This window comes from Desulfosarcina alkanivorans (assembly GCF_009688945.1).
GTDB classification, from domain to species: domain Bacteria; phylum Desulfobacterota; class Desulfobacteria; order Desulfobacterales; family Desulfosarcinaceae; genus Desulfosarcina; species Desulfosarcina alkanivorans.
On the sequence record NZ_AP021874.1, the window covers coordinates 3,272,173 to 3,296,720 of the forward strand.

Here is a 24,548-nt window from a genome sequence, read left to right on the forward strand (position 1 = left end):
TCAAGGGCGCCGTCCGGGAAAAACCCGAAAATTGCCGTACAGCTACAACCTAATGACCAGGAACGGAGAATCAAGCAGTCTCGGCCGGGTTGATCGTTTTTTTTCAGCGTACCGGTTGCCCCTTGACGCTGCATCGCAAAAACGCACAGGCGCCGGCAATCCGGGGAGGGTGCGCAGCAAGGGGCTACAACTCGTGGATGACGATGGGTCCCTTTCCCGCGACACGTCCCGCCGCGTCCACGATCTGCCGGTGGTGGGTGAAAAGAATCACCTGGTTCCGCCGGGACAGGTCAGCGAGGACCTCGAGCGTCGCACGGGAACGGTCGTCGTCGAAATTGATCAGGATATCATCCACGATGAAAGGCATGGACTCTCCGGTTTCAAGGCGCCACACCAGGGTGGCCAGGCGCAGGGCCAGGTAAAGCTGGTCACGGGTTCCCGAACTCATTTTTTCCACCGTCAGACGCAGGCCGTCGGGCCGCACGCCGACGAGGATCGGCTCCCCCTTGTCGTCCACGTCGGTCATCAGACCGGTAAACGCGCCCAGGGTCAGGGCCTTGAAATAGGTGGCGGCTACTTTGAGGACCGGGTCCTGGTGTTCTTCCCGGTAGCGTTCGATTTCCAGCTGCAGGATCCTGGAGGCGATCTTTACCCGGGCATACCTGTCGGCCAGCCGCCGTATCCGGGCCAGTTCCTGTTCCATTTCCTCCGCCGTTTCAGCGGCCCTGGCACTGCCGTCCATGGCCGCCAGCCGGGTGTTTTCCTCGCCGATCACCTGGGACATGCGATTAATTTCGGGATTGATCCGTTCATCGATATCCCTGCGCAGGGAGGCGATCCGGCCGGACAACTCATCCACATGGGTCTGTTCGGCCTGGCGGGCAAGTTCGTCGAGCGGGACGCCCGCTGCTATCCTGGCCAGGATGGCCTCCGTATCGGCCATTTTCTCCTGCAGCTGCTGATGCACCGCAAACGTGTCGATCACCGCCGCCACCCCCTCCGGCTGATCGCAGCGGGCAATCCGGAGAAGGTCAGCCATCTGGGCAGCCGCCTGTTGCGATGTATTTCGGGCCGCAGCCACCTCTTCTTCCAGCGCGTCGACTTCCCCGGCCAGCTGGTTATACAGGGTGCTGTCCTTTTGCGCCTGGCCCAGCAGGGTCCGCAATTTCAAAATGGCCTGATCCAGGGGCAGGGCCACCAGGCCGGGGGCGACCTTTTCAAGCAGGGCCTTGACTTCATGCTCCAGATCCGCCGCATCCCGGTCAATGCCGTCAATACGCTTTTTAAGATCATCGGCGTCTTTCAGTTTGTCAAAACAGCGCTGCAGGGTGTCGATATGATCGGCGGCGTCCAGGGTGGACATTTCGCCTTTGACGCCCAAACCCGATAGCGCCTTATGCCAACCCGACTTCCAGGCGGCCAGGTCGTCCCGGGCCGCCGAAAGATCGTCTGTTGCCTGGTGAAATGCCTGGGACGCTTTCTTGCGCCGCTCACGGTATTTTTCCAGTTCCGCCTTCCGGCGGGCAATCCGCTCCAGGACCGTTTCCGCCGCGATCAGGACAGGCCCCAGCGCGTCACCGTCGGGCACGGCATCCTCTCCCATGGCCTCGAGCGCCTGCCGTAAGGCCAGCCTCAGATCTGCCCGCCGCCGGGCATCCTGCCCGAGGGCCTGCTCCCGCTTGAAAATGTCACTCAACTTGAAGCGGATCGTATCCATCTCGGCCAGCCAGCCGATCATCTCCTTGGGGGACAGGGGGACAATGCCGGCAGAATGCCACACCCCGGGCCAGGCATCGTCCAGTTCACGCTGTTTCAGGTCGATGGCCGCCTCGAGCCTGTCCTGGTCGGCCGCAGCCGCCTGCAGGGCCTCTACCCGTGCCCGGAGGGCCGCGGCATGGGCCACCCGGTCAGCCTCCCGCCGCAGCCGGTCAGCAATTCGATCCGCCTGCCCCACATATCCCTCGTATGCCTCGGGAAGGGATTGACCGGTATGGTAGGCCCGGCTCTCTGCGGCGACATCCTCCCCGTCGATCCACTGCCTGCGAAGCAGCTGCCACCCCTGCTCGCGCTTCTCCCGGGTCCGGGCCAGTTCCTCCTCCGACGGGACCTGCCCGGCATACAACACTTTATTGAGCGCCACCTGGGCGCTCTTCATCTCGTTGTCGATATTTCTCCGGGAAGCTGCAATTTCACGCCGTTCATCGGCAATCCTGCCGAAACGGCTTTCAAACTGGCGCACCGTTTCGGAAAGCGGCAGCGTGCAGCTCCTGAGCGTGTCCAGGCCACCGGCCCACAGGCCGATTCGCTTGATCGCGGCAAGGCATTCTTCTTTGTTCAATGCCACATCGTTTCGGCGCTCGTCCAGCTGGGCATCGAGATCGCCGGCCTTCTGGGCCAGTTTCACCGCCTGGAGAAGTTCCGGCGGCAAGCCGACCACCGGCACTGCCGCCAGACGGGCCTCGATATCCTTCTTGTCCCGGTCGGCAGCCTTGCGCTGCTTCTCCGCCTGTTTGAGCCGCTGGCTGATGACTTCATATTGCGTACTCAGTGCCCGGACCGTCTTTTTCCTGGCCAGCACCGGCCGGAGCGTTTCCACCGCATCCAGGGTCAGGTCGGGCCGGACCAACTGCAGCAGGCGGGCCGCCTCTCTGCGAAGACTGATCCGCATGCCGTTTCTTTCCGGCCGGTCCCGCTGCCCCTTGCGGTACTCCCCCAGACGCTGATGAAAATCATCGACCAGTTCCGCCTGATCCAGCAGTTCCCGATTGAACGAGATCGCCTGGCGCCTGGCCTCGAGCTTTTCCAGGCGCTCGACATCGCGCTGCAATTGCCGATCGGCCTCGCGAAGGGCCTGGCTGACCTGCCGGTACCGGTCCTCAAAATCAGGGGGCAGGAGCACCACCGGCCCCACGGCCTGCAGCCGCTCCTGCCAGGATTTCAAGGCGGCCAGTTCCGGAATGGCCTGCGCCAGCCGTTCCAGGCGATGCAGCCGGGTATTCTTTTCATCCCGTTCGCCCTCGAGGCGGGTCCGCGCCGCCCCGGCATCCGTCATGGCCTTGCGATGAACCTGCCAGTCCCTGAAAGACAGGCTGGCCGCATGCGCTTCTTTTTTCAACTGCTTGAATCGTTTGACCGCCTTGTTGATTTCGGGCAGCTGCCCAGCCGGCTTGAACAGGCCGAGGGCCTCTTTTTCAAGCTGGTCGATCACCTCCCGCAGGGAAGAGATGCCGGCACCGGCGGCAAACAGCGCCTGGCCCACTTCGCCCTTCTGGGCAAGAATCTCTTCACCGCCCTGCACCAGGGTGTCGTGATCGATGCCGTAAAGGGATTCGAAGACGTCCGGTTCAAGGCCCAGGAGAAAGGGGGCCAGGACCCCGGGATCAAGGGGGTTGCCCGCTTCATCGATGACATCGCCAATCCGTTTTTTTCGGCGCTGAAAGCAAATCGTCTCGCCGGCGCGGTTTTCCAGGCAGCCGCCGACCAGCAGCTGATCGTAGCTGTGAAGGAAATTGTCGGGCGTCTGTTGCTGAAATCCGTACAGCAGGGCCTTGAGTGCCCTGAGGGAACTGCTTTTCCCCGCCTCGTTGGGGCCGAAAACAATGTGCAGGCCCGGCTCTTCGGAGTCAAACGAGAGGGTCCGGCCGGTGAAAGGGCCGAACGCCGTCAGGTCCAATCGTTTAAGCCTCATCCGCCCCCCCGTGCTGAAGCAGCTTGGCAATGAGGAGTTCCTGCACCTCCGTGCGCAGTTCTGCGGTCCTATCGGTCCTATCGGTGGAGAAATCCAGAAAGGGTTCATTGCCGCCGTGGATCTCAGCCGGCAGTTTACTTTTCAGGGCGGACAATTCCGGCACCAGCCCCAGGAGGGACTCGCCATCCAGGTCCAGCTGCCGGATGGACTGCAGTAAGCCGGCAATCGGTGTATCCTCACCGACGATCTCCTCGAGGCCCACCGGACGGCGTGTCCGGAACCTGACCGCTTCCAGCCACACATCCCCTAATCCAACGGCAATGCCCCGGAATTCCTCGGTCAACCGGGCGGTGCGGTCGATCAGCCGGGCGTGGACCGGACATTTGCCGGTCAGGACCAGCCGCAGGGCCAGCGGCTTGCCGCCGGCCCGGTCCAGCTCACGTTCCATCCCCTGGCGAACCCTGTCGTGAACGCTGTCGAGGGTCTCGCATGGGGTCAGATCCACCTGGCAGAGGGTCCAGCGCAAGACATCGAGTTCGCAGGGTTCAACGGCCGTGATGCGTCCCGCCGCCACCGTCACCAGGGTCGCCCCTTTGGCCCCGGTCTCCCTGATGTGGCGGCCCTGGAGGTTGCCGGGAAAAACAATCCAGGGGTCCCTGGATACGGTTTCACGCTGGTGGACGTGACCCAGGGCCCAGTAATCATAGCCTTTTGCGGTCAGCTCATCCAGGGTACAGGGCGCATAGTCCTCGTGGCCGTCACGCCCCGTCAGGGAGGTGTGCAGCAGGCCGATATTAAAATAACTGGAATCCCTGCGGGGATAATTGAGGGCCAGGTTCTCGGTCACGACCCGCCTGGCATAGCTCTGCCCGTGGATGATGATGCCGAGGTCATCCAGAGGGACCGACTGGGGTTTCCCGGGGGTAAATAAGGTCACATTGTCCGGCAGGGGCATGGCCCGGGTAATCTGGCTGGCTGCATCATGATTGCCGGACACGATGAAGACCTTGATGCCGGCCCTGGCCAGTCGGCCCATGCGGGCGGCAAAAAAGAGGCCGGTGTTGTAATCCTTCCAGTCGCCATCGTACAGGTCGCCGGCAATCAGGATAAAATCGACCGCCTCCTCGATGGCCAGGTCGACCAGGTTGTCGAACGCCCGCCGGGTGGCCCCGCGGATCTCCTCCACAGGCGCATCCTCGTGGACTTCGAGGCCTTTCAGCGGGCTGTCGAGATGGATGTCTGCGGTGTGGATAAATTTAATCATGACGGATCCGTAAAAAGTCCGGGTTCTGCGTTGCGCACCATCCCTCGTCACAGCGGGATGTCATCAATACACCGCATTCCCCGGGGTCCGCAAGCCTTGATCCCCGAATTTTTACGAACCCGTCTGAAGTGAGACGTTTCAATCGTTCATCGATGCTCTATTCAGCTTTTTTACCACCTGCCTGGCCTGCCGGAGGTGCAGCGACAGGTGAAATCCGAACATGCAATTCCATCCATGGGCGTCAAGATCTCCGAAAACCGGGTGTTTTTTACGCGGGGTGCCGCGCAGCCGGGACAGCTGCGAGATCGATTCCAGGTGATCCTCTACGGAATCCCGGAACATCCCGACCTGTTCGATGCCGGGGCGGGCCGACGGCATCACATCATGCGCCGGGTCGATGGGGTCGACAAGGGCCAGGCAGTCCTCCAGCCGGCGACGGATGGTGTTCCCGGCCCGCTGCCTGCTGGTAAACATGAACATTATCCGAACGATCGACTTTATCATGCCCCGCCCTTGGCATACTCCCTTTTTCCTGCGAGACAGCTGGTCCCGACAACAGGCGGTTCCAGCATTGCCCCGCCTCGAGTCCACCGCAATGCCAACCCAAAGAATAGGAATGTTCGGGTTCTTCCGAGGGTTCAGCGCTATAGCCGCGTAAACGATAAACATCTGGATTGGCGTGCGGCCAGATCCCGGCCCGGGTTCCGCCTGCCCAGGCTATGATAATTGATCAATTCATTCAACACGATTCACCAGGCTCCTCGCGGCTTCGAGCCCCCGATAGCATACCGCAACGACTTCTGGCCAAAACGATGCAATATATTGGCACAACGATAATTAAATTCAGCCCCCCCGGACGATCTTACTTCGATGAAATGCCGGGAACCTGACCACTATATCTTAAAGTTGGCGGCAATCATGCCGATAAGAGACTCTGGCATTGTTGATTATAGCGCCCGCCATCGCAAACCCGTAAAAGGAGAAAGACCGATGAAAAAAGGCATTTTGAGCCTGGCAGTGACCATTCTGTTTTTCACTCAAGTCTCCCCATCCTTCGCTGTGGAATCGTTGACATGCTGGTTCCCCCCGGGCTGGAAATCCAAGCCGGGCCAGGCGCAGAATATCGTCAAGGCCTTGTCGGAAAAATCGGAAACGACGATCAATCCGAGAATTGCCAAAAGCTATCCGGAAATTCTGCGGGCGTTTGCATCGGGCAAGCCCAGCCTGGTCTATGTGGGATCTTTCGTACAAACCATCATCCATGCCAGGGACATCGGCGCGCCGCTGGTTCAGAACATCAACGGCAAGGAATTTTATTCAGGGGTGCTGATCTATCCCAAGGGGCAGGATCCGGCTGCGATCTTAAATAATTTTCCCGAAAAAATTGCTTTCGCCGCAGGTGCCAGTTCCGGTGAATCCACAGCCAAGGCCGCTACGAACGGAAAAGCATCCATCAAGACGCCGAATCACGTCGCATCGGTCGGTGCCGTCAAATCCGGCAGGGCCAAGGCCGGTGTGGTCAAAAACTGGTGGTGGGAAGCCAACAACGGCAGATATCCCGGCCTGGAAATGTATGCGATCCCCGGGATTTCAGAACAGAAGAACCCGGACAACGTGCTGACAGCCTCCAAATCGGTCCCGGCCGACGTCCAAAAGAAAATTACCGATGCCGCCCTCCAGAGCAAGGCGTTGTTCGGCGCGACCGAGATGGTCCCCTTCGACACGCACAATATCGAGTTCTCTCTCGATCTGATGGAAAAAGGTAAAATCGACCCCATGACCTACAATTGGAATTAAATTCCAGCTCGTTGCCTGGTTACCGATAAAATGAAAAAAGGTGTTACCATGAAATGGAACACGAGCAGGCTCAACCTAAAAATCATGCTGCGCATCATTGTGCCGCTGGTTTGTATTTTTGCGGGTTTCATATTCCTGATCAACTTCATGCTCCAGCGCCAAATCAATCACCTCTTCACGGCGCAGGTCATCCCTTTGTTTACCACCGAGCTGGAGATGATGAAGACCGGCGTCGATAAAACCCTGGCCGCCCAACTGGAAGCCAGCCGGAACAACCTGCAGGAATCCTATACCAGGCAGATGCTCAATTATGCCATCGCCCTGGGGGAGGCGTCCCTGCCGTTGGTGGAAGCTTTTGATTTTGACGCGATCCATACCCTTGTAGAAAAAGGCCTTTCCCAAAACGCCGACATCGGCTTGATCCGAGTCACCACCGAAAAAGGTTCTGACGACAGCATCCAGGCCGGCGAAATGCCCGAAGCCCCCATTACCGTTTCAAAAGAGATGTCATCGAGTTACGGGTATGTAAAGGTAGAACTTTTCGTGCGCAAGGAGCCCCTGCTGGAGATGATCGAGCAGGCAGAGACCCGCATGGCGGCCATCGGTCAACAGGTGCAGGCTGCCGAGAAAAGCATTGCCGCCAGCATCGCCGACCGGAGCCAGGGCCTGATTGACGCGCTCTTGAAATCCCTCAACACCCGGCTGGCGGTTTCCTTTGCCGGCATCCTCTTTGTTCTGGTGGCGGGGCTGCTGATGTTTCTCAATCGGGCGGTGGTCAAGCCGCTGAAAAAGGTAGCCGCCGGACTCAAGGACATTGCCGAAGGGGACGGCGACCTGACCGCCCGGCTGGCCCTCAAATCCGACGATGAAATCGGTGAACTCGCCAAATGGTTTAACATATTCATTGAAAACCTTCAGGCGATTATATCCGGGATTGCGGAAAACACCGTTACGCTCGGAAACGCCTCCACGGATTTGGCCGGCGTGTCCCGGCAGATGACGACCGGCACCCGTCAGGTTTCGGAAAAGACCAACAGCACCTCATCGTCGGCGCAGCAGGTCAACACCACCATGACCACGATTGCCTCCACCACGGAGCAAGCCTCCGCCAATATCAGCCGGGTCGCGGCCTCGGCCGAACAACTGGCCGGCTCCATTCAGGAGATCGCCCGGCACTCTGAAAAGGCCAACACCATGACCGGTACGGCGGTGACCCTGGTAAAGAGTTCGTCGGAACGGGTCGACGGCCTCGGGAAGGCGGCCCAGGAAATCAGCACGGTAACCGAAACCATCACCGACATTTCGGAGCAGACCAACCTGCTTGCCCTCAACGCCACCATCGAGGCGGCCCGGGCCGGTGAGGCCGGCAAGGGGTTTGCCGTGGTGGCCAATGAGATCAAGGAACTGGCGCGCCAGACGGCGGATGCCACCGGCGAAATCCGAAACCGGATCGAAGGCATCCAGGATTCCATTTCAGGCACCATCGGCGACATTGAAAAAGTACCGGAGGTCATCAACGAAATCAACGCCCTGGTGACCACCATTGCAACGGCCGTCGAGGAGCAATCGGTGACCACCAAGGAAATCGCCTCGAATGTCGCCCACGCATCCCGGGCCGTTGAGGACGTAAACCAAAATGTATTGCAATGCGCGTCGGTTACCGGTGAGATGTCGACGGAAATCTTCGACGTCAACCAGGCCACCGGAGAGATCGCCGACAGCAGCACCCGGGTCGATGCGAGCGCGGAATCCCTTGGGGAGTTGGCCCAGCATCTAAAATCAACAGTTATGAAATTTAAAATCTAACCCACTATTCAACCAGGAGGATAGCATGAAAAAGGCATTGGTCATTTTAATGGCTGCGTCATTTGGTCTGGTGCCCCTGACGACCGGCTACGCGAAGGAAAAACAGGTGATTGCAGGTGCCGGACCGTCCACCAACATCGTGAAGATGTTTTTCGAATCCTTTTCAACCCTGCCGGATGGCCAACCGTACGTGTTTGAGGTCCCGCCCAAATCGATCAAACATGCCGGGGGCATCAAAGCCAGTGGCACCTATGTGTTTGGCCGCACCGGGCGGCCGCTCAACGCCAAGGAAAAGCAGCTCAACAAAGGCGAGATCTTCCTGGCCCAGATTCCCGTGGCAATCGTGGTGGGAAAGGATACCGGCGTGACCCGGCTGGACATGAAGCAGTTGGAAGCCATCATCACGGGCCAAGTGGGCAACTGGCGTGCCGTCGGCGGTGCGGACCATGAGATTTTTGTGGTTGGACGAGAGCCGACCGAAGCGCTTTTTACCATTTTGAAGGGCAAATATCCGCTTTTCAACCAGGCCAAATTCGACAAGGTCTTCAAAAAAGACAACGCCATCGTCAATTTTATGAAGTCGCCGCACGGTAAATACGCCATCGCCTTCGGGGCCAAACCGAACTTTGAAAATACAGATGAATTCAAGATGGTCGCCATCGAGGGTTTCGAAGTCGGCGTAAGCCTGGGCCTGGTCTACGACCAGTCGAACGACGGCAATCAACTGGTGAACGCGGTTAAAACCCATGCCCGTTCCCACAGCTGGGCCAAAACCGTAAGCGATGCCGGGTACATGCCTCCCGGAAGCTGATTTCTGAATCCGCTGCGAACGCTGATGAGAAAATAGGTACGACCGAGTTGCTGCCCGGGAAGTCGGATTTCAAGCAACTCATTGGTACCCGGACGCTGTATCAGACTGAAACCCTGCCGTCCACCCATGATCACCATGCCGACCTTCGGGCCGGCATGTTTTTTCCCGCTTCAGGGGCCGGTCAACCGGGCCGAACCGGCGTGTCGGCATGCCGGGTTCCTTTCCGATTCACGCATCGAGCACGCGGCGCACGGTTTCCGCCAGATCGGCCTTGACAACCGGTTTGTAAACAAATGCCCTGATGCCGATATCATCGGCCGATTGTTCCGATATTTTTTTGCTGTAGCCGGTACAGATAACGATGGGGATACCCGGCCGGATTCGCATCATTTCTACCGCCAGACGGTCTCCGGTCATGTTCGGCATGGTCATATCGGTGACGACCAGGTCAAAATCGTTGGGTTTGGATCGAAAAAGCGCCAGCGCCTCCACGCTGCTGGTCCGCGTTTCAACCGAATACCCCAGCCGACTGAGTATCAGGCTGCCCATTCGTGCGATGGGCTCTTCATCGTCGACAAACAGAATGCGTTCCCGACCGGTGGGAAGCGCCTCCGGCTCAAAGGCGGCCTGCTGTCGACGCGCATGGGTTGCCGGCAGGTAAACCGTGAACAATGTACCGCGGTCCGGATGGCTGTCGACGGTGATCCTGCCGCCGTAACTCTGAATGATGCCATGGACCACGGCCAGCCCCATTCCCGTGCCCTCTCCAGGGCCTTTGGTCGTGAAATACGGGTCAAAAACAGAATCAATGATTTCCGGCGCGATCCCGAAGCCGGTGTCCGAGACCTTTATCTCCACATAGTCTCCAGCGGGCAAACCCGGTTCTATCCGGCGGGCACCGTCATCGACAGATGCATCCTTGAGACTGACTTGGAGAACGCCGCCCTGTTCTTCCATGGCATGGGCCGCATTGGTGCAAAGGTTCATGAGCACCTGGTGGACCTGGGTGGCATTGCCCATTATGGAAGAAGCGCTCTCGATATTTTTTCTGATGTCAATCGTGGCGGGGATCGAAGACCGGAGAAAGGTGAGCACTTCACGGATTATCTTGTCGACCCGGATGGGCTTGAGCGCTTCATCCGACTGTCGCGCAAAAGCGAGGATCTGCTTGACGAGATCCTTCGCCCGATTTCCGGCCGTGTATATTTCCCGAAGATTGTTTTCAAGCAGCGTCCCGGGGTCAACATCTTCGAGTGTCAATTCGGTGTATCCAATGATTGCCGAGAGGATATTGTTGAAATCGTGGGCGATTCCGCCTGCCAGGTGGCCGATGGATTCGAGTTTCTGCGCCTGGCGAAGTTGCACCTGAAGTGCTTCTTTTTCCTTTTCCGCCTGTTTCCTCTGGGTGATGTCCATCACGATCCCCTCATGACGAACCACATGCCCATCGGCATCAACATGCGCGCGGGTGCTGTTGGACACCCATATCGGGGAGCCGTCTTTCCGCCGGGCCCTGAATTCAAAATCTTCTATGGATCCGAACTGCCGGAGATGCTGCATAAACCGGCGCCGATCTTCCGGATCAATATAGTACTGGCTTTCAATATCGGTGATGGCACCGACGAGTTCTTCCGGTGAGTCGTACCCCAGCATGCGGGCAAAAGTGGGGTTCACCTGAACGAAACGCCCCTCAGGGGTACTCTGAAAAAAGCCTTCCACGGCATTCTCGAAAATGCTGCGATATTTTCCCTCGCTCTCTCGCAGCGCCTGCTCCGCCCGTTTTCGTTCGGTGATATCGGCAATGAATCCTTCGAGGATGCCCGGTTTTTCGGTATCTGACACCACACGAATGCCGCGTTCACCGATGTCCCTTACTTCACCGTCTTTTCGAATGATACGATATTCGATTTCATAGGCGCCGCTTTTATCCAGCGCATGCCGGATTTCCCGCCAGACCCGATGACGATCCCGGGAATGGATGACGTCGCTGAAACGCAGCATTTTACTCTCAATGAATGCATCCGGGGGGTATCCGGTTATCCCCAGGCAGCCTTCACTGAGAAATTCCATGGTCCAGTCCGGGTCGAGCCGGCAGCGGAAGACGATCCCGGGCAGGTTGGCGATCAGGGTGTCGCGCATGCGCCTGGATTCCGACAGGGCGGCCTCGGTTTTCACCCGTTCGGTGACATCGTTGTACACGCCCACCATCTCCCCCGTGGGCAGCTTGCAGACATAGCTTTCAACCCAGACTGAAATGCGGCCATCCTCGTATCGGGCCAGCGGGAAACTCTCCGCGCGGCCGCTTTTCCATACCCGCTGGAGCAGATCGAAAAAGCCCATCTCCCAGGCACCGGGGTAGACCTCGGAAATGGGCCTGCCGATGTGGTCTTCCCTCGCCAAACGGCCACTTTGGGCACCGGCGGCGTTGACATCTTTAAATATGAAATCGCCACCATCATCAACAGCTTCATAGATGGCCACACCGGTTGTCATGTGTTCAAAAACCGCCCTGAATCGATTTTCATTTTTACTGGCACGCTCAAACAGTGCCTGATACTCGTCTGTACGCGTTTGGAGCTTTTTTTCCGTACATGCCCGCTGCCTGATTTCACGGGCCAGTTTCTTATTGAAACGTATCTGGAACATGGCAATACCGCCGACCACCGCCAGCAGCAGGAAAGATATGGCCAGCGACCAGCGCACCCAAGTATAATCCCTTTCCGGCGCAGGATCATAAAGAAAGCCCTGCAGGCTGTATTCGGCGGGCAGCTGCCCCAGTTGATGGAACGTATCGGCAATGTGACGCCAGCGACCGGGGTTCATGTGGCCGATATCCACCAGTTTCGGGAGGATCAGGTCCTCCATGGACCGGGCTTCGTAGCGCAGGTGATCGCGGGTTTTCTCAATCCGATATTGATCGATGATATGGTCGATGACTTCTTCCTGATTGGCCATGGCGTATGCCCAGCCGCGTTTCGACGCATCCAGAAAAGCGGCCACGCGCTGGGGATGGTCTGCCACTTCCCGCTCGCTGGTAAACAGGCAGTCGCTGTAAAAATCGACCCCGTAGGTGGCGGGACTGATGATTCCCGCCTGAATGCCCGCCTGTTCGAGCAGCCAGGGCTCGTTGGTCACATAAGCGCTGACGGCATCGGTCCGGTTCCCGATGAGATCCTCCAGACGATAGGTTTGATCGATACGGTCGATGGCATCCAGGGAAATGGCTTCGTTCAGGAAAACGGCCAGGATATCGGCATCCAGTTTTCCCGGCAGCAGCATGACCCGTTTGCCGATCAAGTGCTGGGGATGCCTGATTCCGGAATCCGCACGGGTCAGCAGAATGGAAGGGGAATGCTGAAAAATGGGTGCGAGCACCACCAGGGGATCACCGTCGGCCCGGTGCAGGATCAGTTCAGCACCGGCAATGCCGTACTGGGCGCTGCCGCCCACCACCGCATCGCGGGCAAAGCGCCCTTCGCCGCCTTCGACAATGGTCACATCCAGGCCGCTTTCAGCGTAATAGCCCTTGGCCAGGGCCGCATAGTATCCGGCAAACTGGAACTGGTGCTTCCAGGCCAGCTGCAGCACCACCGGGTCGGCGGACCGGGCGGCATCAACCGGCAGAAGGATCATCACCAGCACCGTCAGGATCACGGTGACCCGGCGGCTCGTCGACGACAGGGGGGCTTGGGGTCTGGTGCGCAGCAACACGACTCTCCATGGTGATGGGTCGACCGGTCAGGCCGGGTGAGCGCCGGTACACATGGCAGCCGGCCAGGGTTTCAACTGCCGCCGGCATGGGATCGGAGAAAATGAGGGTCAACCGGGCACGAGAAGAGCGTTCAGCGGCAATTTTATTATTTCATTGTATATCCGACCGGTGGTCTTGGCAAGGAGACGGCCCCGAAATCAAACGGGCGTGCCTGTCATTTGATTGCAGGTGCCTCCCGGACAGGCAACCGCCCGAATGATTTCGTTGCCATTGGCTACACGGTAAACTGCCTCACCATGTCCTTCAGTTTTTCGGCAAGCTGACGCAACCCCCGGGCACTCACATTCACATTGGAACAGCTGCCTGACATTTCATCGGTCGAGTGGCTGACGTCAGAAATATCCCTGGTGATGTCGCCTGCCACTGCGGCACACTGGGTCACGTTGGCTGTGATTTCCTGGATTCCCCGGGAGGCCTGCGCCACGTTGCCGGCAATCTCTCCCGTGGTTACCGACTGCTCCTCCACAGCCGTGGCAATGGTGGAGACAATCTCATTGACATCCCTTGAGACCCTCGAGATCTTTTCAATCTGGGTGATCGTCCCTTCGGTGGAAGCCTGAATCCCCTGGATTTTGATCTTGACTTCCTCCGTGGCATCCGCGGTCTGCCTGGCCAGGGCCTTGATCTCTGATGCCACCACGGCAAACCCTTTTCCGGCGTCCCCGGCCCTGGCCGCCTCGATGGTCGCATTCAAGGCCAACAGATTGGTCTGTTCGGAAATTTCGGTAATGGCGTCGGTCACCTTGCCGACCTCCCGTGCGGCCAATCCCAGACTATCCACTTTGTCAGATGCGCTTTCGGCCTCGGAAACCGCCTCGCCGGTAATGGTGATGGCCTTTTCATTGTTTTGGGCAATCTCCTTGATCGATGCCGTCATCTGTTCGGCGGAGGTGGCGATCATGCTCACGTTGTCTGCGGCCTGTTCCATCGTCGCCGCCACCGACCTCATGGTGGCGTCCATCTCCTCAGTGGCAGCGGCCACAGCATTGGACTTGCCGGACATGGTGCCGGCGCCATCGGACATCAGGCCCGAAAGATCGGAAAGCGATTCGGATGAGGACGTCAGCGTTTCAGCACCGTGAGCAATATCCGTCAGGATCGTCTGCAGTTTTTCAATAAAGGCGTTAAAACATCTTGCCAGCTCACCGACTTCATCTTTGCCGGCGATGTCAATTCGTTTGGTGAAGTTCCCGCTGTTTTCAATGTCCTTGACCATTTCGGTGAGGCTTTTGATGGGCCGAACGATGCTTACGGCGATCGTCAGTGAAACAATGACGAGAACAAACAGCGATGCAGCGCTGATCACGAGGAACCATGCCTGCACATTGCGATGGGTCTGATCTCCCAGAAGATGCACCTTGTTCTGAAGTTCGACGATTTGATCTTCCGGAACGCCAGCGCACACAGCACCGATATTTTCACCCTCAACGGACCTGATTGCTGAAAACGAGGCCACATATCGCTTCCCGGCAAGGGGAAGGACCATATTTACCGCCTGGCCGGCGGCATATATTTCAGACAGCGCATCGGGCGCCAACTCGAGGCTGCCCGCATCGAAATCGCTGCCGGTCTCAAAGCCTGCGTGGGCGATGGGAATGGAATCGAGGTAAAGGATACCCACGGATCCCAGAATCCGGTTCGTCTGCTTGAGGAATTTATCATGATGGTTGAGCAGTTTTCCGGTAATGCAGGTCCCGATCGCATCGCCAAAATCATCGGTAACGACGGTCGAGGAAGCGATGACGATTGCGCCTTTTCCGGCAATATCCCGGTCGGCCAGACCCAGGTTATAGAGAAAGGATGAATCATACCTGGAAATCAAATCCAGTTTGGCGTCATCAATTGAGACTTGGCCATTGTTGGCGTCTTCGACCATTTTCCCGAGCTTCAGGGCGTCGTAATAGCCTTCCAGGACCAGTGCATCGACATCTTTGGGAAAGGATGCCTGTAATTTCCCGCCACGGTCATACATCAGGGCAAAGTCCGCTCCCAGTTCCATGCTAGATTTTTGAAGAAACTGGGCGATGACAGTGATTTGCTGGCTCTCTAAAATGGCCGCGGCGGCCGGGTCATGGCTTATTTTTTCGGAAATGCGACCGACGTCTTCTCTGAGATCATCGAGAAAGGACTTGATCAGCAGATTGTGGCTGCCCATCATCCGATTGGTACGCGAGACCATATCCTCTGAGAGTATTTTTGACTGTTGCGCAATCCCTTGGCCGAGTTTCCATGATATCAGTCCCATGGTCGTGCAGCCGATAAGAGATACGGCGGCAAGAAAGCTGATGAGTATTTTATATTTAATGCTTTTCATGACATGCACCCCCGACTGACCGGATTGCCAAAAAGGCAGGGTGAAAGAGGGTTGCTCCGGGAGGCGGGATCCATCGCCCCCGGAGCATACCGGGCTGTTACAGAACGGGCAGTGCGCCGGCCTGCCTGATAGCGGCGTGGGACGCTGAGGATGTAGAGAATTCCACAAACTTTTTGACACTGCCGGTCTTGTTTTTCTCCTTGAAAATCAGGGCAAGGGTTCCGGCATAGGGATAATCCATCTCGGTGGGCGCCTTGCCGTCGATGGTCAAAATATCGACGTTGTAATTTCGAGCGTTGGCATAGGTACCGAAGGCGATGGCATCGGCCTTGCTCTCGGCCAGTTCACAGGTGCTGGGATCGCTGAGGGTTGTTTTGGATCGTGGCGTCAGGGTAATTTCCGAGAATCCGGGAAATGATTTCAGCAGCACCCCCAAAGAACTGTCACCATCCTCTCGCCGGATCACCCTGATCCTGGCATCCCTGCCCCCGACGTCTTTCCAGTTGGTGATTTTTCCGCTGTATATCTCGCAAACCTGCCGGGCGGTCAGATTGTCTATCCCGACACTTTTATTCGTGAAAAAGATGATCGGGTTCTTTGCATATGGCATGTAGGAGAGGCCATACGATTTCTCTTTATCTTTTATTCCCCTGGCCACGCGCCCGATGACATTCTTATCGGAACCAACCGCTTTTATGCCGCCGCCTGATCCAATGCTCTTGGGAACGGCTACGGTCACGCCGGGACATCTCTGGCTGAAGGCGTCACCAATCGCCTTGAGCACTGAAGAACCGCTGCCCGTTCCAACAATGGTGATTTCATCCGCCATAACCGGGCCGCAAAGGAACAGGCACATGACCGACAATGCAACGCTTGTGATTGACTTTTTCATCTTTTTTACCTCCTCAATGGTTATAGACCCTCATAAGGCCGCTTCTCTCTATGGAGAGAACGCAAAAGCCGTTTCGATCCAAAGCGGGAAACAAACGAGCTTTTACTCAATTAACGATTACATATTGTCGATCGGCGATAAGAGAAAAAACTTGAGAAAATTTTTGATGGCCAGAATGCTGTGTATATTTAAATCGTTAACCAATGAGAAAAGAAAATTATGAGAATGTTTGAAAAAAAATAATTCCAGGGATACTTCTTCCTGAGAGATTTCTTTTCATGGACGGGTGCCGGGAAGATGGTCGTCCGCGGAACCTGGAGCGGCACCCGCAAAGGTGGCCTGATGGGTATTGCGCCTACCGGCAGGTGCGTATCCGCTGGCGTGGTCGACACCGTCCGCATGACTGATGGCAAGGTTGCGGCGCCTCGGGGGCCAGGTGGACAGTTGGCGCATGATGCAGCAACCTGGCGTCATCCCTTCGCCGGGTGTCGGCCGGGATCGAGAGGGCAGCCCTCCCCGGGTCCAGATCAAAGGTTTTTCGGGGTATTGATGGCAGCACCGTAGGACCGGACGCGATAGAGCGTCAAAAAGCCTGCGCGGTCCTCACCGCCGCCCTGGTGCACCCGCCTGCAGCCGGACCAGAACCGCTTCGGCGATGCAAGGCGGCGCGGACTGCGGAAAGGGTGCGACGCTGCTGACGTTGATCTCGCAGAGCACGTAGGTGTCTTCGCCTGAAGCGTTTTTTGGCCCCAACAGGAAGTCACAATCCCAGAGCACCGGCAGGCGTTCCGTGTGAATGTCCAGCAGACGCTGCAGTGCCGGCACCCATTCCTGTTCCACCTGTCGTTTGAGCATCTGGAATTGCGGCATGGTGGGGGGATGGTACAGGCGCGGTCCGGGCTGCGGGGCTTCGGACGGTGGCGCGCCGGGAGGCGCCGGGAAGAGCGCATTGACCGCCTGATGCCCGAAGCCAACAACCTTGTCGTGCACCAGGTAGCAGCGGACCATGCCTTCAGGCAGACGCGCCTGGTAGGCCTGGTCGACCATCCGGCCGGGTCCGCTGAAATACGGTTCACACCGGGTGAGAAATTCATCAAGTGGCACCTGCTCTTCAACACTCCCCCGCTTCGCATGCCGGATGCGCAGGAGCGTTTGCGGCTGCGGCCGGCCACCCCGTTCCGCCAGAGCGACCTTCCAGACACCGGACCCGCCGTTGCCGCGGTATTGTTTGAGGACACGGGCTTCGCCTGAAGCCAACCGTGCCGGAAGTTCCCGACGCAGCTGGTCCATGCTGCGATAAAGATGCGTATCGCATCCCCACCCTAAATCGCGGCTTCGATACAGGACTTCCTTGGTGCCCATCTTGAGGATGACATCAGGGTGCGCACTGACATAAATGCCTGAACCGGCGACCTCGCGAAGCATGGCGTCCAGCATGGACCGGTCCCGCCCGTCCTGGATCGGGTTCATCCACACCAGCACGACATCGACGTCCATCAGCTGCCGGCGGACCTCCCCGCAAAACGCATCGTGGTATACCGCCGGCTCAGCAGTAAGATCGAGGCTGGCCAGCGCCTGGAACACCGGGGCCAGCCGATTGTTCTCAGGGGTAGCACGCTGCCTTGCCTCGCGATCCCCGGGATAAAGAATCGCAACCTTTCCAGTGTGGATTTTTTTCATGGCATCTCCTCCATCATTGGCGCCAGTGCCATGTGCATTTAACGGGAATAAAAACGGTAATCACTATCGGCTTCAATGTCGAATGGCGTATTCAGGTTTCAGGGGGTAAAAGGTCATTTCGGAATCGATCACGGGACAGCCTGGCTAATCGTGAAAATGGGATGGTATCCGAACCGGACTGCCCGCAGCTGAGACAGCGCAACCATGCGCCTGGCCGATAGAAACAACAACGCGGGTCGTTATGGAGAGAGGCCTGGAGACAAGGCCGAACCGATCAACTTTACGATCTTTGAGGCCGCATCGAGATCCGGATCGAGGCGTGGATGATAACAGGCGACACTCAACCCCAAGAACCTTCCGGAGCATAGGGCGGTGGAGAGAAACGCCAGCGTTTCCTCGAAGCTCAGGCCATCCGGCTCAGGGAAGGAGACGGGCATCAGGATGGGATCGAGAACATCGACATCGAAATGAAACCACAATCGATCCATATGCCCAAGCAGCGAGAGTGCCTTGTTCGCAAGGTTTTCGGCACCGGTTTTCCTGAATACGTGATGGTCGAAGTGATGAATGGTCGATTCCGCAATCAGGTCCGGTTCCCGATATCCGCAAATAACCACATCTTCAGGCTGGACCAAGGGGGGCAGCCCGAACAATCCGGTTACCCCGTCCGGTCCTCTGCCTGTGAGGATCGCCAGCGCTATATCCGCCGGCTCCCCTGACGGAGAGGAGGAGGGGTCTCGATAGTCGGTGTGACCGTCCAGGATCATCAGGCCCACACGTCTGCCGGCCAGCCGGAAGGCCCCAAAGATGCCCAACAGGATGGAACAGTCACCTCCGGGAATGACAACAAAATTGATTTTCTTTTGAATCGAAAGCAATCTTTTGGCGGAGCGCCGGGAGATTTCCTTCCATGCCTCCAGATTGAGAATTCTGGTACTCGGGTCTCGATTCCCGTCAAAATCAGGAATTTCAAGATCACCTAAATCCAGCATCGTATGACGACTGCCTGTCAGTATATTTGACAGGCCCGCTTTGCGAAGTACGGCTGCAGGATTCTCGATCTCCGGGCGGGTACCGTCTCCGTCAAAGGGGATACCCAATATACCGATCATCATCATCCACCTCGGCTGGGGAAAACGCACCGGCCTCATCACCGGTGGGAGGCAGGCGCGACCGGCGGCGCACATTCGCAGGCAATTTCCCGGTTATGCAGCCCCTCCATTTCCGGCCACAATGGGATCGCCCACCGTTGTACACAAGGCATGGCTGCCGAATTAACGACCACCCAAGCGGGTGGTCTGATGAAGCCCCCTCGAGGGGGGCTGAAAAAAACATCCATGAACGCCGAACGCTGAATGTTCAACATCGAACATCGAATTCTGTCGTTTTGGTGTTCTGTCATCCTTCACAGCCGGCAACGAATGAACTCCTTTTCTGGTCAAACGGCGGAGCGTAGCGATTACATCATTGGACGTTCGATGTTCATTGTTCGAAAAATCGATCGCGGATTGAACTATCTCGCCGGATCATTCCGAACCTCTCCGGGTCACTCGGACACAGCCTGAGGTTCAATCTACTGCCATTAAGCGGCATTTGCACCCTTGGGTCTTTTGCCGCACAGCAACTGAAATTTCATACGCCGCCAGCGTGGGCAACCGCCGGGGGGTATTGCATCCAACAAGCGCCGGGGCCTCCCGGATCAGCGCGTCATTGTTGAGAGCCGCCACCATGAATAGGGCAGAATCGACTCTGCGGGTACGGTTGCTTTTGCGCACGGGATCTACTCATTTTCCCATTTAATCTGAAATTCAATTTCTTCTTCAGCGCCTTCTCTTTCATGCTCAATATTAAATGTTGCCCTCACAGGGACATAAATCCTTTCACCTGCGATTTGAATGGCGAATCTGGATCCATTTTCGATGGAATCAGCCAATCGCCTTAACTTGGCAACAAAATCCTTTTTGGGATATGATTTTTCAATGTCTCTTTCTGCTTTCATAAGTCTCACCCTTCTTGCGGTTGAAATGTTTAAGCCCCAGCGATGCATGAAAAATGCAGAAATTTTTGTTACTATTTGAAATTATGAACAACCACCGTGACCTCTCCTTGCGCTCTGCCATTGCCCAAATGTGCAGTCCAAGGGGTAACGACAATTTTCTCATTTTTTTACCCTACCGGGAAAGCCTGAGGCGTCCAGATCCTGCGTTGCCAGGGGATCGCAGTAAATTACGACGGTTTCACCCTTGGCGTCTTGACTCTGAACCCCTCAGACGTTTGCAACGCCGGGGTAAATTCGATTCGGCTCGTTTTTGTGCAACGTCCGGGCTCAGCGTATTTTGATGTTCTGGATATTCACCCAGGTATCCTCCGTGTACCAGATCTCCACAAATTCACGGATGGATGCGGCCTCGTGCCGCATCATTTCCTCGGCGACGGGTTTTCTCAGCAGGGATTTGATGCCTGAAAAAGCCGGTGCGGGCTTGGCGGCCAGATCATCGGCGACCTGCCTGGCCCGATCGATCAGCGACTCTCCCGGGGATACGGCCTGAACCAGGCCAATATCCAGGGCCTCTTCGGCCGAATACATGGCACCGGAATAAAGGACTTCGGTTGCCCTGGCGCTGCCGACCCAGAACCTCAGCATTTCGGTACTGCCTGCAAAAACGGATGCCCCGAAAGTTATTTCGTTGAGCGAAATTTTGGCTCTGCCCGAAATCATGATCCGGTAATCGCAGGCCAGTGCCAGCATGCACCCGCCGGCGATCGTGTGGCCGTTGAGAGCGGCCACAACCGGTTTCGGAAAGGTGAACAGGTAGGCGTACAGGCCCGCAAACCGGGTCAGAAAATCGGTGAACGCCGCTTTGCTGAAGGCCAGAAACTCGGGGATATCGAATCCGAAAGAGAAAAATTTACCCCGCCCGGTAAGCACGATGGCCCGGATGTCTCCATCGGCGGCCAATTTCTCCAGGCATTGCATCAACTCATCGACTATCGTGTCGTTGAGCGCATTCACCTTGCCGCGGCCAAGTGAAACGGCAGCAATACCGTCGACGATTTCCACTTTGACAAATTTCATTTTTCTCTCCGCTGTGGCAGGACGTTGAAAAACGCTTTGCGTGCAGACAAGAACGAGTACACCAACCGGCGAAAAGCGCCGTTCAGGGATGGGAAATGCCTACCAAGAACGCCATGGCAACGCCTGAGCGTCAAATGCGATCCCTTTCCAAGCCCCTTTCATGCGAGGTTACAACCAGGGGGTTTGCCCTTTGACGTAGCTCTCGACCGCTTCGAAGGGGGTCAGGTATCCATCCGGACCTGTGGACAGATAGGAAAACAGACCCTGGTTGATGGACATTTCCATCCCGTTGATCTGCTCCGGAGAATACAATCCAAGGGTCATCCGTTTCATTTCACCGATGCTGCCTGTCAGCCTTCGATTTCCATTCTTGCCGAGGGAAGGCGCCGCTGGAATGCGGTACCACGGGCAAGCCCACCTGACCTCATCGGCTATCGCCAGAGGATCGCGAAGCTGCGATTTAGGGCGGACCAGGGTGAACAGGGTATATTCGTGGACAATGTACACCATCGGGACGCGGCCGACCATCACCGCGTCCACTTTCCAGAAGTCTCCAGAACGCTCCTCGAGATCCTTCCAGTCGATGCGAAACCAATTGGCCGCCTTGCTGGTCAGATTGATCACCTTGCATCTCCCTGTTGCAGCAGCTGTCAGAGTTGTTAACCGGGCGATTACACGGGTAAGGGTTCGCCATGCCGGACTTGATCCGGCGTCCAAGGCAATCTGGATAGCACTGAAGCATCCCAGCGTGCCCGGCTTGCGGCTGAATTAAAGGTGTGCGGGGAGTTTAACCCCCGGACCAATAATTTACCTGATGCGATCGATTGAATTCTATACCGTTGAAAGCCAGATCTTCATCATTTCCATTTTATGGATACTATCGGCGATAGTTTCAAATTTCAAGACCCAGGTGTGCAGGTTATCGCGCCAATACGTCCATTTTTATTCTTGAGAAATTAAATTTCGCTAACGCTTGCTCATATCTGCCCTTCACTAATTTTGGTTCGAAGTTTCACGCTGCCAGGCAATATTTGCCAACCTCATCAATGGATGTATTTTCGATTTACCGTATTTAGTGTCCGTCCAGAAATGAGGGATTTTGGTCCAGATCAGGGCGCGCGAAAAATTATACCGCAGGCATCTGGCTGATATTCCGAGGATAAAATTTTTCACACAACGCAGAGATCGGGCAAAATAACCATTTATGGATGGGCGCTATTTAGGACTGCTTAAAGCCTGCAAGACCATTTCAAAGGATCTTCCCCTTTGCGTTGCATTGCATTTATCGGATGCCTTGCCCACTTTTCTGCTTCCGTTTGGTCCGGGTCTGGCTTGACGCGCCATATTTTGCAGCGGGTTCCTTGATCCCCTTCCGCCAATCTGCTATTTCGTGTCGATCCATTAACGGATAGCTGCAGCTATCCACTTTTTATGCAAACGCTATTTTCGGGATATCCGCAAGATATGAACCCAGGCGACAACATCGACAGCGGCGAAATCGCACGTTTCTCGGCCATGGCCGGTGACTGGTGGGACCGCCGCGGCGAATTCGCGGCCCTGCACGACATCAACCCGGTGCGTCTGGCCTATGTGCGCGACCGTGCCGATCTCGCCGGCAGCCGGGTATTGGATGTGGGCTGCGGCGGGGGGCTGTTGTCCGAGGCGCTTGCCGCCTGCGGGGCGCGGGTCACCGGGATCGACATGGCCGAGGCGTCCCTGGCCGTCGCTCGGTCCCATATGCGGACCAGCGGTCTGGACATCGACTACCGCCGGATCACGGCCGAGGCCCATTCGATAGAAACGCCGGGACACTACGACATGGCGGTCTGCATGGAACTGCTCGAACACGTGCCCCGGCCGGCATCCATCATCGCCGCCTGCGCCCGGCTGGTGCGCCCCGGCGGAAGCGTCTTTTTCGCCACGGTCAACCGCACCTGGCTCTCCTGGCTGCTGGTGATCATGGCCGCTGAGTACATCATGGGTATCGTCAGAAAAGGCACCCACGAATACCGCAAACTGGTAACACCCGACGAACTGAAAAAATGGGGCGCCGACGCCGGTCTGCGCCTTGAGAATATGTCCGGCCTGCGCTACATCCCGTTCGGCGGACACGCTGCGCTTTGCCGCAGCACGCGCATGAATTACCTGATGCATTTCATACGATGATGATGGAGCGATGACGTCTTGTAAAATAGCAATTTGATTTTTTGCACGATGGACGGGGTAACGTAATAATTACAATAATCAAATACCAAATCCCAAGTAAATCACAATTGCTAAACCTCAATAAAAACAAACGGCAATCCATTTTCTTCCTTTTTTGAGACTGGAATCTTGGAATTTATTTGTAATTTGCGGTTCATCCGCGTCGGTCGAAGAAGCAAGGGATTATACGGTCCGCAGATCCCGGCCTTTTTTTCGAAACCATAATAATTAGGAAAGGACCGTATCGATGGCCCTCTGGAACAACCCCCGCTGGTTTGACAACAAGAAGCGACAGGAACAGCTGGACGACCACATCCGCGCCACCGGCAAGGCCCGCTTCGGCCTCCGTGAGTTCGAAGAGGACCAAAAGGCCGATGCCGTGCGCGTGCACTTCGACCGGGTGGCCCCCAAATACGACTTCATGAACTCCCTGCTCAGCTTCGGCATTCAGCACGCCTGGAAGCGCGCCGCCGTGCGCATGCTCGGCGTCGGTCCCGGGGACCGGGTGCTGGACGTCTGCGGCGGCACCGGCGACCTGGCCATCCTGGCGGCCCGGCGCACCGGACCGGCGGGACAGGTGACCATCTACGACATCAATTACGCCATGATCCGGGCAGGCCGCCACAAGATCGATCCCTTCCCCTCGCGATCCCACATCAGCTACGTCCAGGGGGATGCCGAACGGATCAGCTTTCCCGACAACACCTTCGACTGTGCCATGGTGGGCTTCGGCATCCGCAACCTCACCCACCTGAGGCAGGGGTTTTCCGAGATGGTGAGAACACTCAAGCCCGGCGGGCGCTTCCTGTGCCTGGAGTTCTCACAGCCCACCAACCCCCTATTCCGAAGCCTTTACGATTTCTACTCGTTCAATATCATGCCGGCTCTGGGCCAGCTGCTGGCCGGATCGGCCGAATCCTACGCCTGCCTGCCCGAAACCATCCGCATGTTCCCCCTGCCCGACGAACTGGCGGCCATGCTGGCCGACGTCGGGCTGCGCAATGTGCGTTGGAAGGCGATGACCAATGGAATCAGTGTGGCCCATGTGGGTACAAAATCAGAATAGGCATCTTGCGGTCCATATCGGCGTTCTCCCAAGGCTAAGAAAAGGGTTCGAGGATCAGAGGGGTCCAAGGGGTCGAGTGAAGGAATTCTGCCAATCTTGAATGGCGATGCAGCCATCGATGGCAGGTTGGAGTTCAGATCAAGGCCGCAGGGTTATTGGAACCGGAGGCGTAGCTGC

General features: G+C 57.0%; 17 protein-coding genes. 6 read left to right on the top strand and 11 right to left on the bottom strand.

Features of this window, described 5'->3' with window-relative positions:
* Positions 1 to 184: 184 nt before the first annotated feature.
* The 3 genes from DSCA_RS14470 to DSCA_RS14480 all read right to left on the bottom strand — a co-directional run bounded on the left by DSCA_RS14470 (position 185) and on the right by DSCA_RS14480 (position 5,426).
* On the bottom strand, positions 185 to 3,688 hold the full coding sequence (locus DSCA_RS14470) for a YhaN family protein (RefSeq protein WP_167527781.1): 3,504 nt from the start codon (positions 3,686 to 3,688) through the stop codon (positions 185 to 187).
* A complete protein-coding gene (locus DSCA_RS14475; protein WP_155317096.1) occupies positions 3,678 to 4,952 on the bottom strand; it encodes a metallophosphoesterase family protein in 1,275 nt (424 codons plus the stop codon). The genes DSCA_RS14470 and DSCA_RS14475 overlap by 11 nt, the downstream gene beginning before the upstream one ends.
* A 138-nt stretch (positions 4,953 to 5,090) precedes the next feature.
* Complete coding sequence (locus DSCA_RS14480) at positions 5,091 to 5,426, bottom strand: hypothetical protein (protein WP_155317097.1); 336 nt, start codon at positions 5,424 to 5,426, stop codon at positions 5,091 to 5,093.
* A 516-nt stretch (positions 5,427 to 5,942) separates the two neighbouring features.
* Here DSCA_RS14480 and DSCA_RS14485 point away from each other — a divergent pair.
* Genes DSCA_RS14485 through DSCA_RS14495 form a run of 3 tightly spaced genes read left to right on the top strand, consistent with a single transcriptional unit; the run spans position 5,943 to position 9,366 of the window.
* Positions 5,943 to 6,749, top strand: coding sequence for a PhnD/SsuA/transferrin family substrate-binding protein (locus DSCA_RS14485; protein WP_167527782.1), 807 nt, complete (start codon positions 5,943 to 5,945; stop codon positions 6,747 to 6,749).
* A 48-nt stretch (positions 6,750 to 6,797) separates the two neighbouring features.
* Positions 6,798 to 8,555: a methyl-accepting chemotaxis protein gene (locus DSCA_RS14490; RefSeq protein WP_167527783.1), complete on the top strand. Its 1,758-nt coding sequence runs from the start codon at positions 6,798 to 6,800 to the stop codon at positions 8,553 to 8,555.
* A 25-nt stretch (positions 8,556 to 8,580) separates the two neighbouring features.
* Positions 8,581 to 9,366: a substrate-binding domain-containing protein gene (locus DSCA_RS14495; RefSeq protein WP_155317100.1), complete on the top strand. Its 786-nt coding sequence runs from the start codon at positions 8,581 to 8,583 to the stop codon at positions 9,364 to 9,366.
* Positions 9,367 to 9,594: 228 nt separating this feature from the next.
* Here DSCA_RS14495 and DSCA_RS14500 read toward each other — a convergent pair whose 3' ends face one another.
* The 3 genes from DSCA_RS14500 to DSCA_RS14510 all read right to left on the bottom strand — a co-directional run bounded on the left by DSCA_RS14500 (position 9,595) and on the right by DSCA_RS14510 (position 16,344).
* Positions 9,595 to 13,074 carry an ABC transporter substrate-binding protein gene (locus DSCA_RS14500; protein WP_155317101.1) on the bottom strand — a complete coding sequence of 1,160 codons (3,480 nt, stop codon included), beginning with the start codon at positions 13,072 to 13,074 and terminating at the stop codon, positions 9,595 to 9,597.
* A 278-nt stretch (positions 13,075 to 13,352) separates the two neighbouring features.
* A complete protein-coding gene (locus DSCA_RS14505; protein WP_155317102.1) occupies positions 13,353 to 15,452 on the bottom strand; it encodes a methyl-accepting chemotaxis protein in 2,100 nt (699 codons plus the stop codon).
* A 97-nt stretch (positions 15,453 to 15,549) separates the two neighbouring features.
* Complete coding sequence (locus DSCA_RS14510) at positions 15,550 to 16,344, bottom strand: PstS family phosphate ABC transporter substrate-binding protein (protein WP_155317103.1); 795 nt, start codon at positions 16,342 to 16,344, stop codon at positions 15,550 to 15,552.
* Positions 16,345 to 16,641: 297 nt separating this feature from the next.
* Between DSCA_RS14510 and DSCA_RS33220 the strand changes: the two genes are divergently transcribed.
* The gene (locus DSCA_RS33220; RefSeq protein ID WP_155317104.1) at positions 16,642 to 16,908 is read left to right on the top strand and encodes an ester cyclase; all 267 of its coding nucleotides are present in this window, start codon (positions 16,642 to 16,644) and stop codon (positions 16,906 to 16,908) included.
* 39 nt (positions 16,909 to 16,947) lie between these two features.
* On the opposite strand, the gene DSCA_RS14520 is transcribed toward DSCA_RS33220, so the two are convergent.
* The 5 genes from DSCA_RS14520 to DSCA_RS14540 form a co-directional block, all read right to left on the bottom strand.
* Entirely contained in the window at positions 16,948 to 18,024 is a 1,077-nt protein-coding gene (locus DSCA_RS14520) for a Cj0069 family protein (RefSeq protein WP_155317105.1), read from the bottom strand.
* Positions 18,025 to 18,263: 239 nt separating this feature from the next.
* Entirely contained in the window at positions 18,264 to 19,142 is an 879-nt protein-coding gene (locus tag DSCA_RS14525) for an arginase family protein (RefSeq protein ID WP_167527784.1), read from the bottom strand.
* A 662-nt stretch (positions 19,143 to 19,804) separates the two neighbouring features.
* Positions 19,805 to 20,023 (bottom strand): amphi-Trp domain-containing protein, encoded by a 219-nt coding sequence (locus DSCA_RS14530; protein ID WP_155317107.1) that lies wholly within the window; start codon positions 20,021 to 20,023, stop codon positions 19,805 to 19,807.
* Between the two features lie 327 nt (positions 20,024 to 20,350).
* Positions 20,351 to 21,100, bottom strand: coding sequence for an enoyl-CoA hydratase/isomerase family protein (locus tag DSCA_RS14535; RefSeq protein ID WP_155317108.1), 750 nt, complete (start codon positions 21,098 to 21,100; stop codon positions 20,351 to 20,353).
* 168 nt (positions 21,101 to 21,268) lie between these two features.
* Positions 21,269 to 21,724 carry a hypothetical protein gene (locus tag DSCA_RS14540; RefSeq protein WP_155317109.1) on the bottom strand — a complete coding sequence of 152 codons (456 nt, stop codon included), beginning with the start codon at positions 21,722 to 21,724 and terminating at the stop codon, positions 21,269 to 21,271.
* Positions 21,725 to 22,564: 840 nt separating this feature from the next.
* Between DSCA_RS14540 and ubiG the strand changes: the two genes are divergently transcribed.
* Both ubiG and ubiE read left to right on the top strand, forming a co-directional pair.
* Complete coding sequence (gene ubiG / locus DSCA_RS14545) at positions 22,565 to 23,266, top strand: bifunctional 2-polyprenyl-6-hydroxyphenol methylase/3-demethylubiquinol 3-O-methyltransferase UbiG (protein WP_155317110.1); 702 nt, start codon at positions 22,565 to 22,567, stop codon at positions 23,264 to 23,266.
* Between the two features lie 286 nt (positions 23,267 to 23,552).
* On the top strand, positions 23,553 to 24,371 hold the full coding sequence (ubiE, locus tag DSCA_RS14550) for a bifunctional demethylmenaquinone methyltransferase/2-methoxy-6-polyprenyl-1,4-benzoquinol methylase UbiE (protein ID WP_155317111.1): 819 nt from the start codon (positions 23,553 to 23,555) through the stop codon (positions 24,369 to 24,371).
* The last annotated feature ends 177 nt before the right edge of the window (positions 24,372 to 24,548 follow it).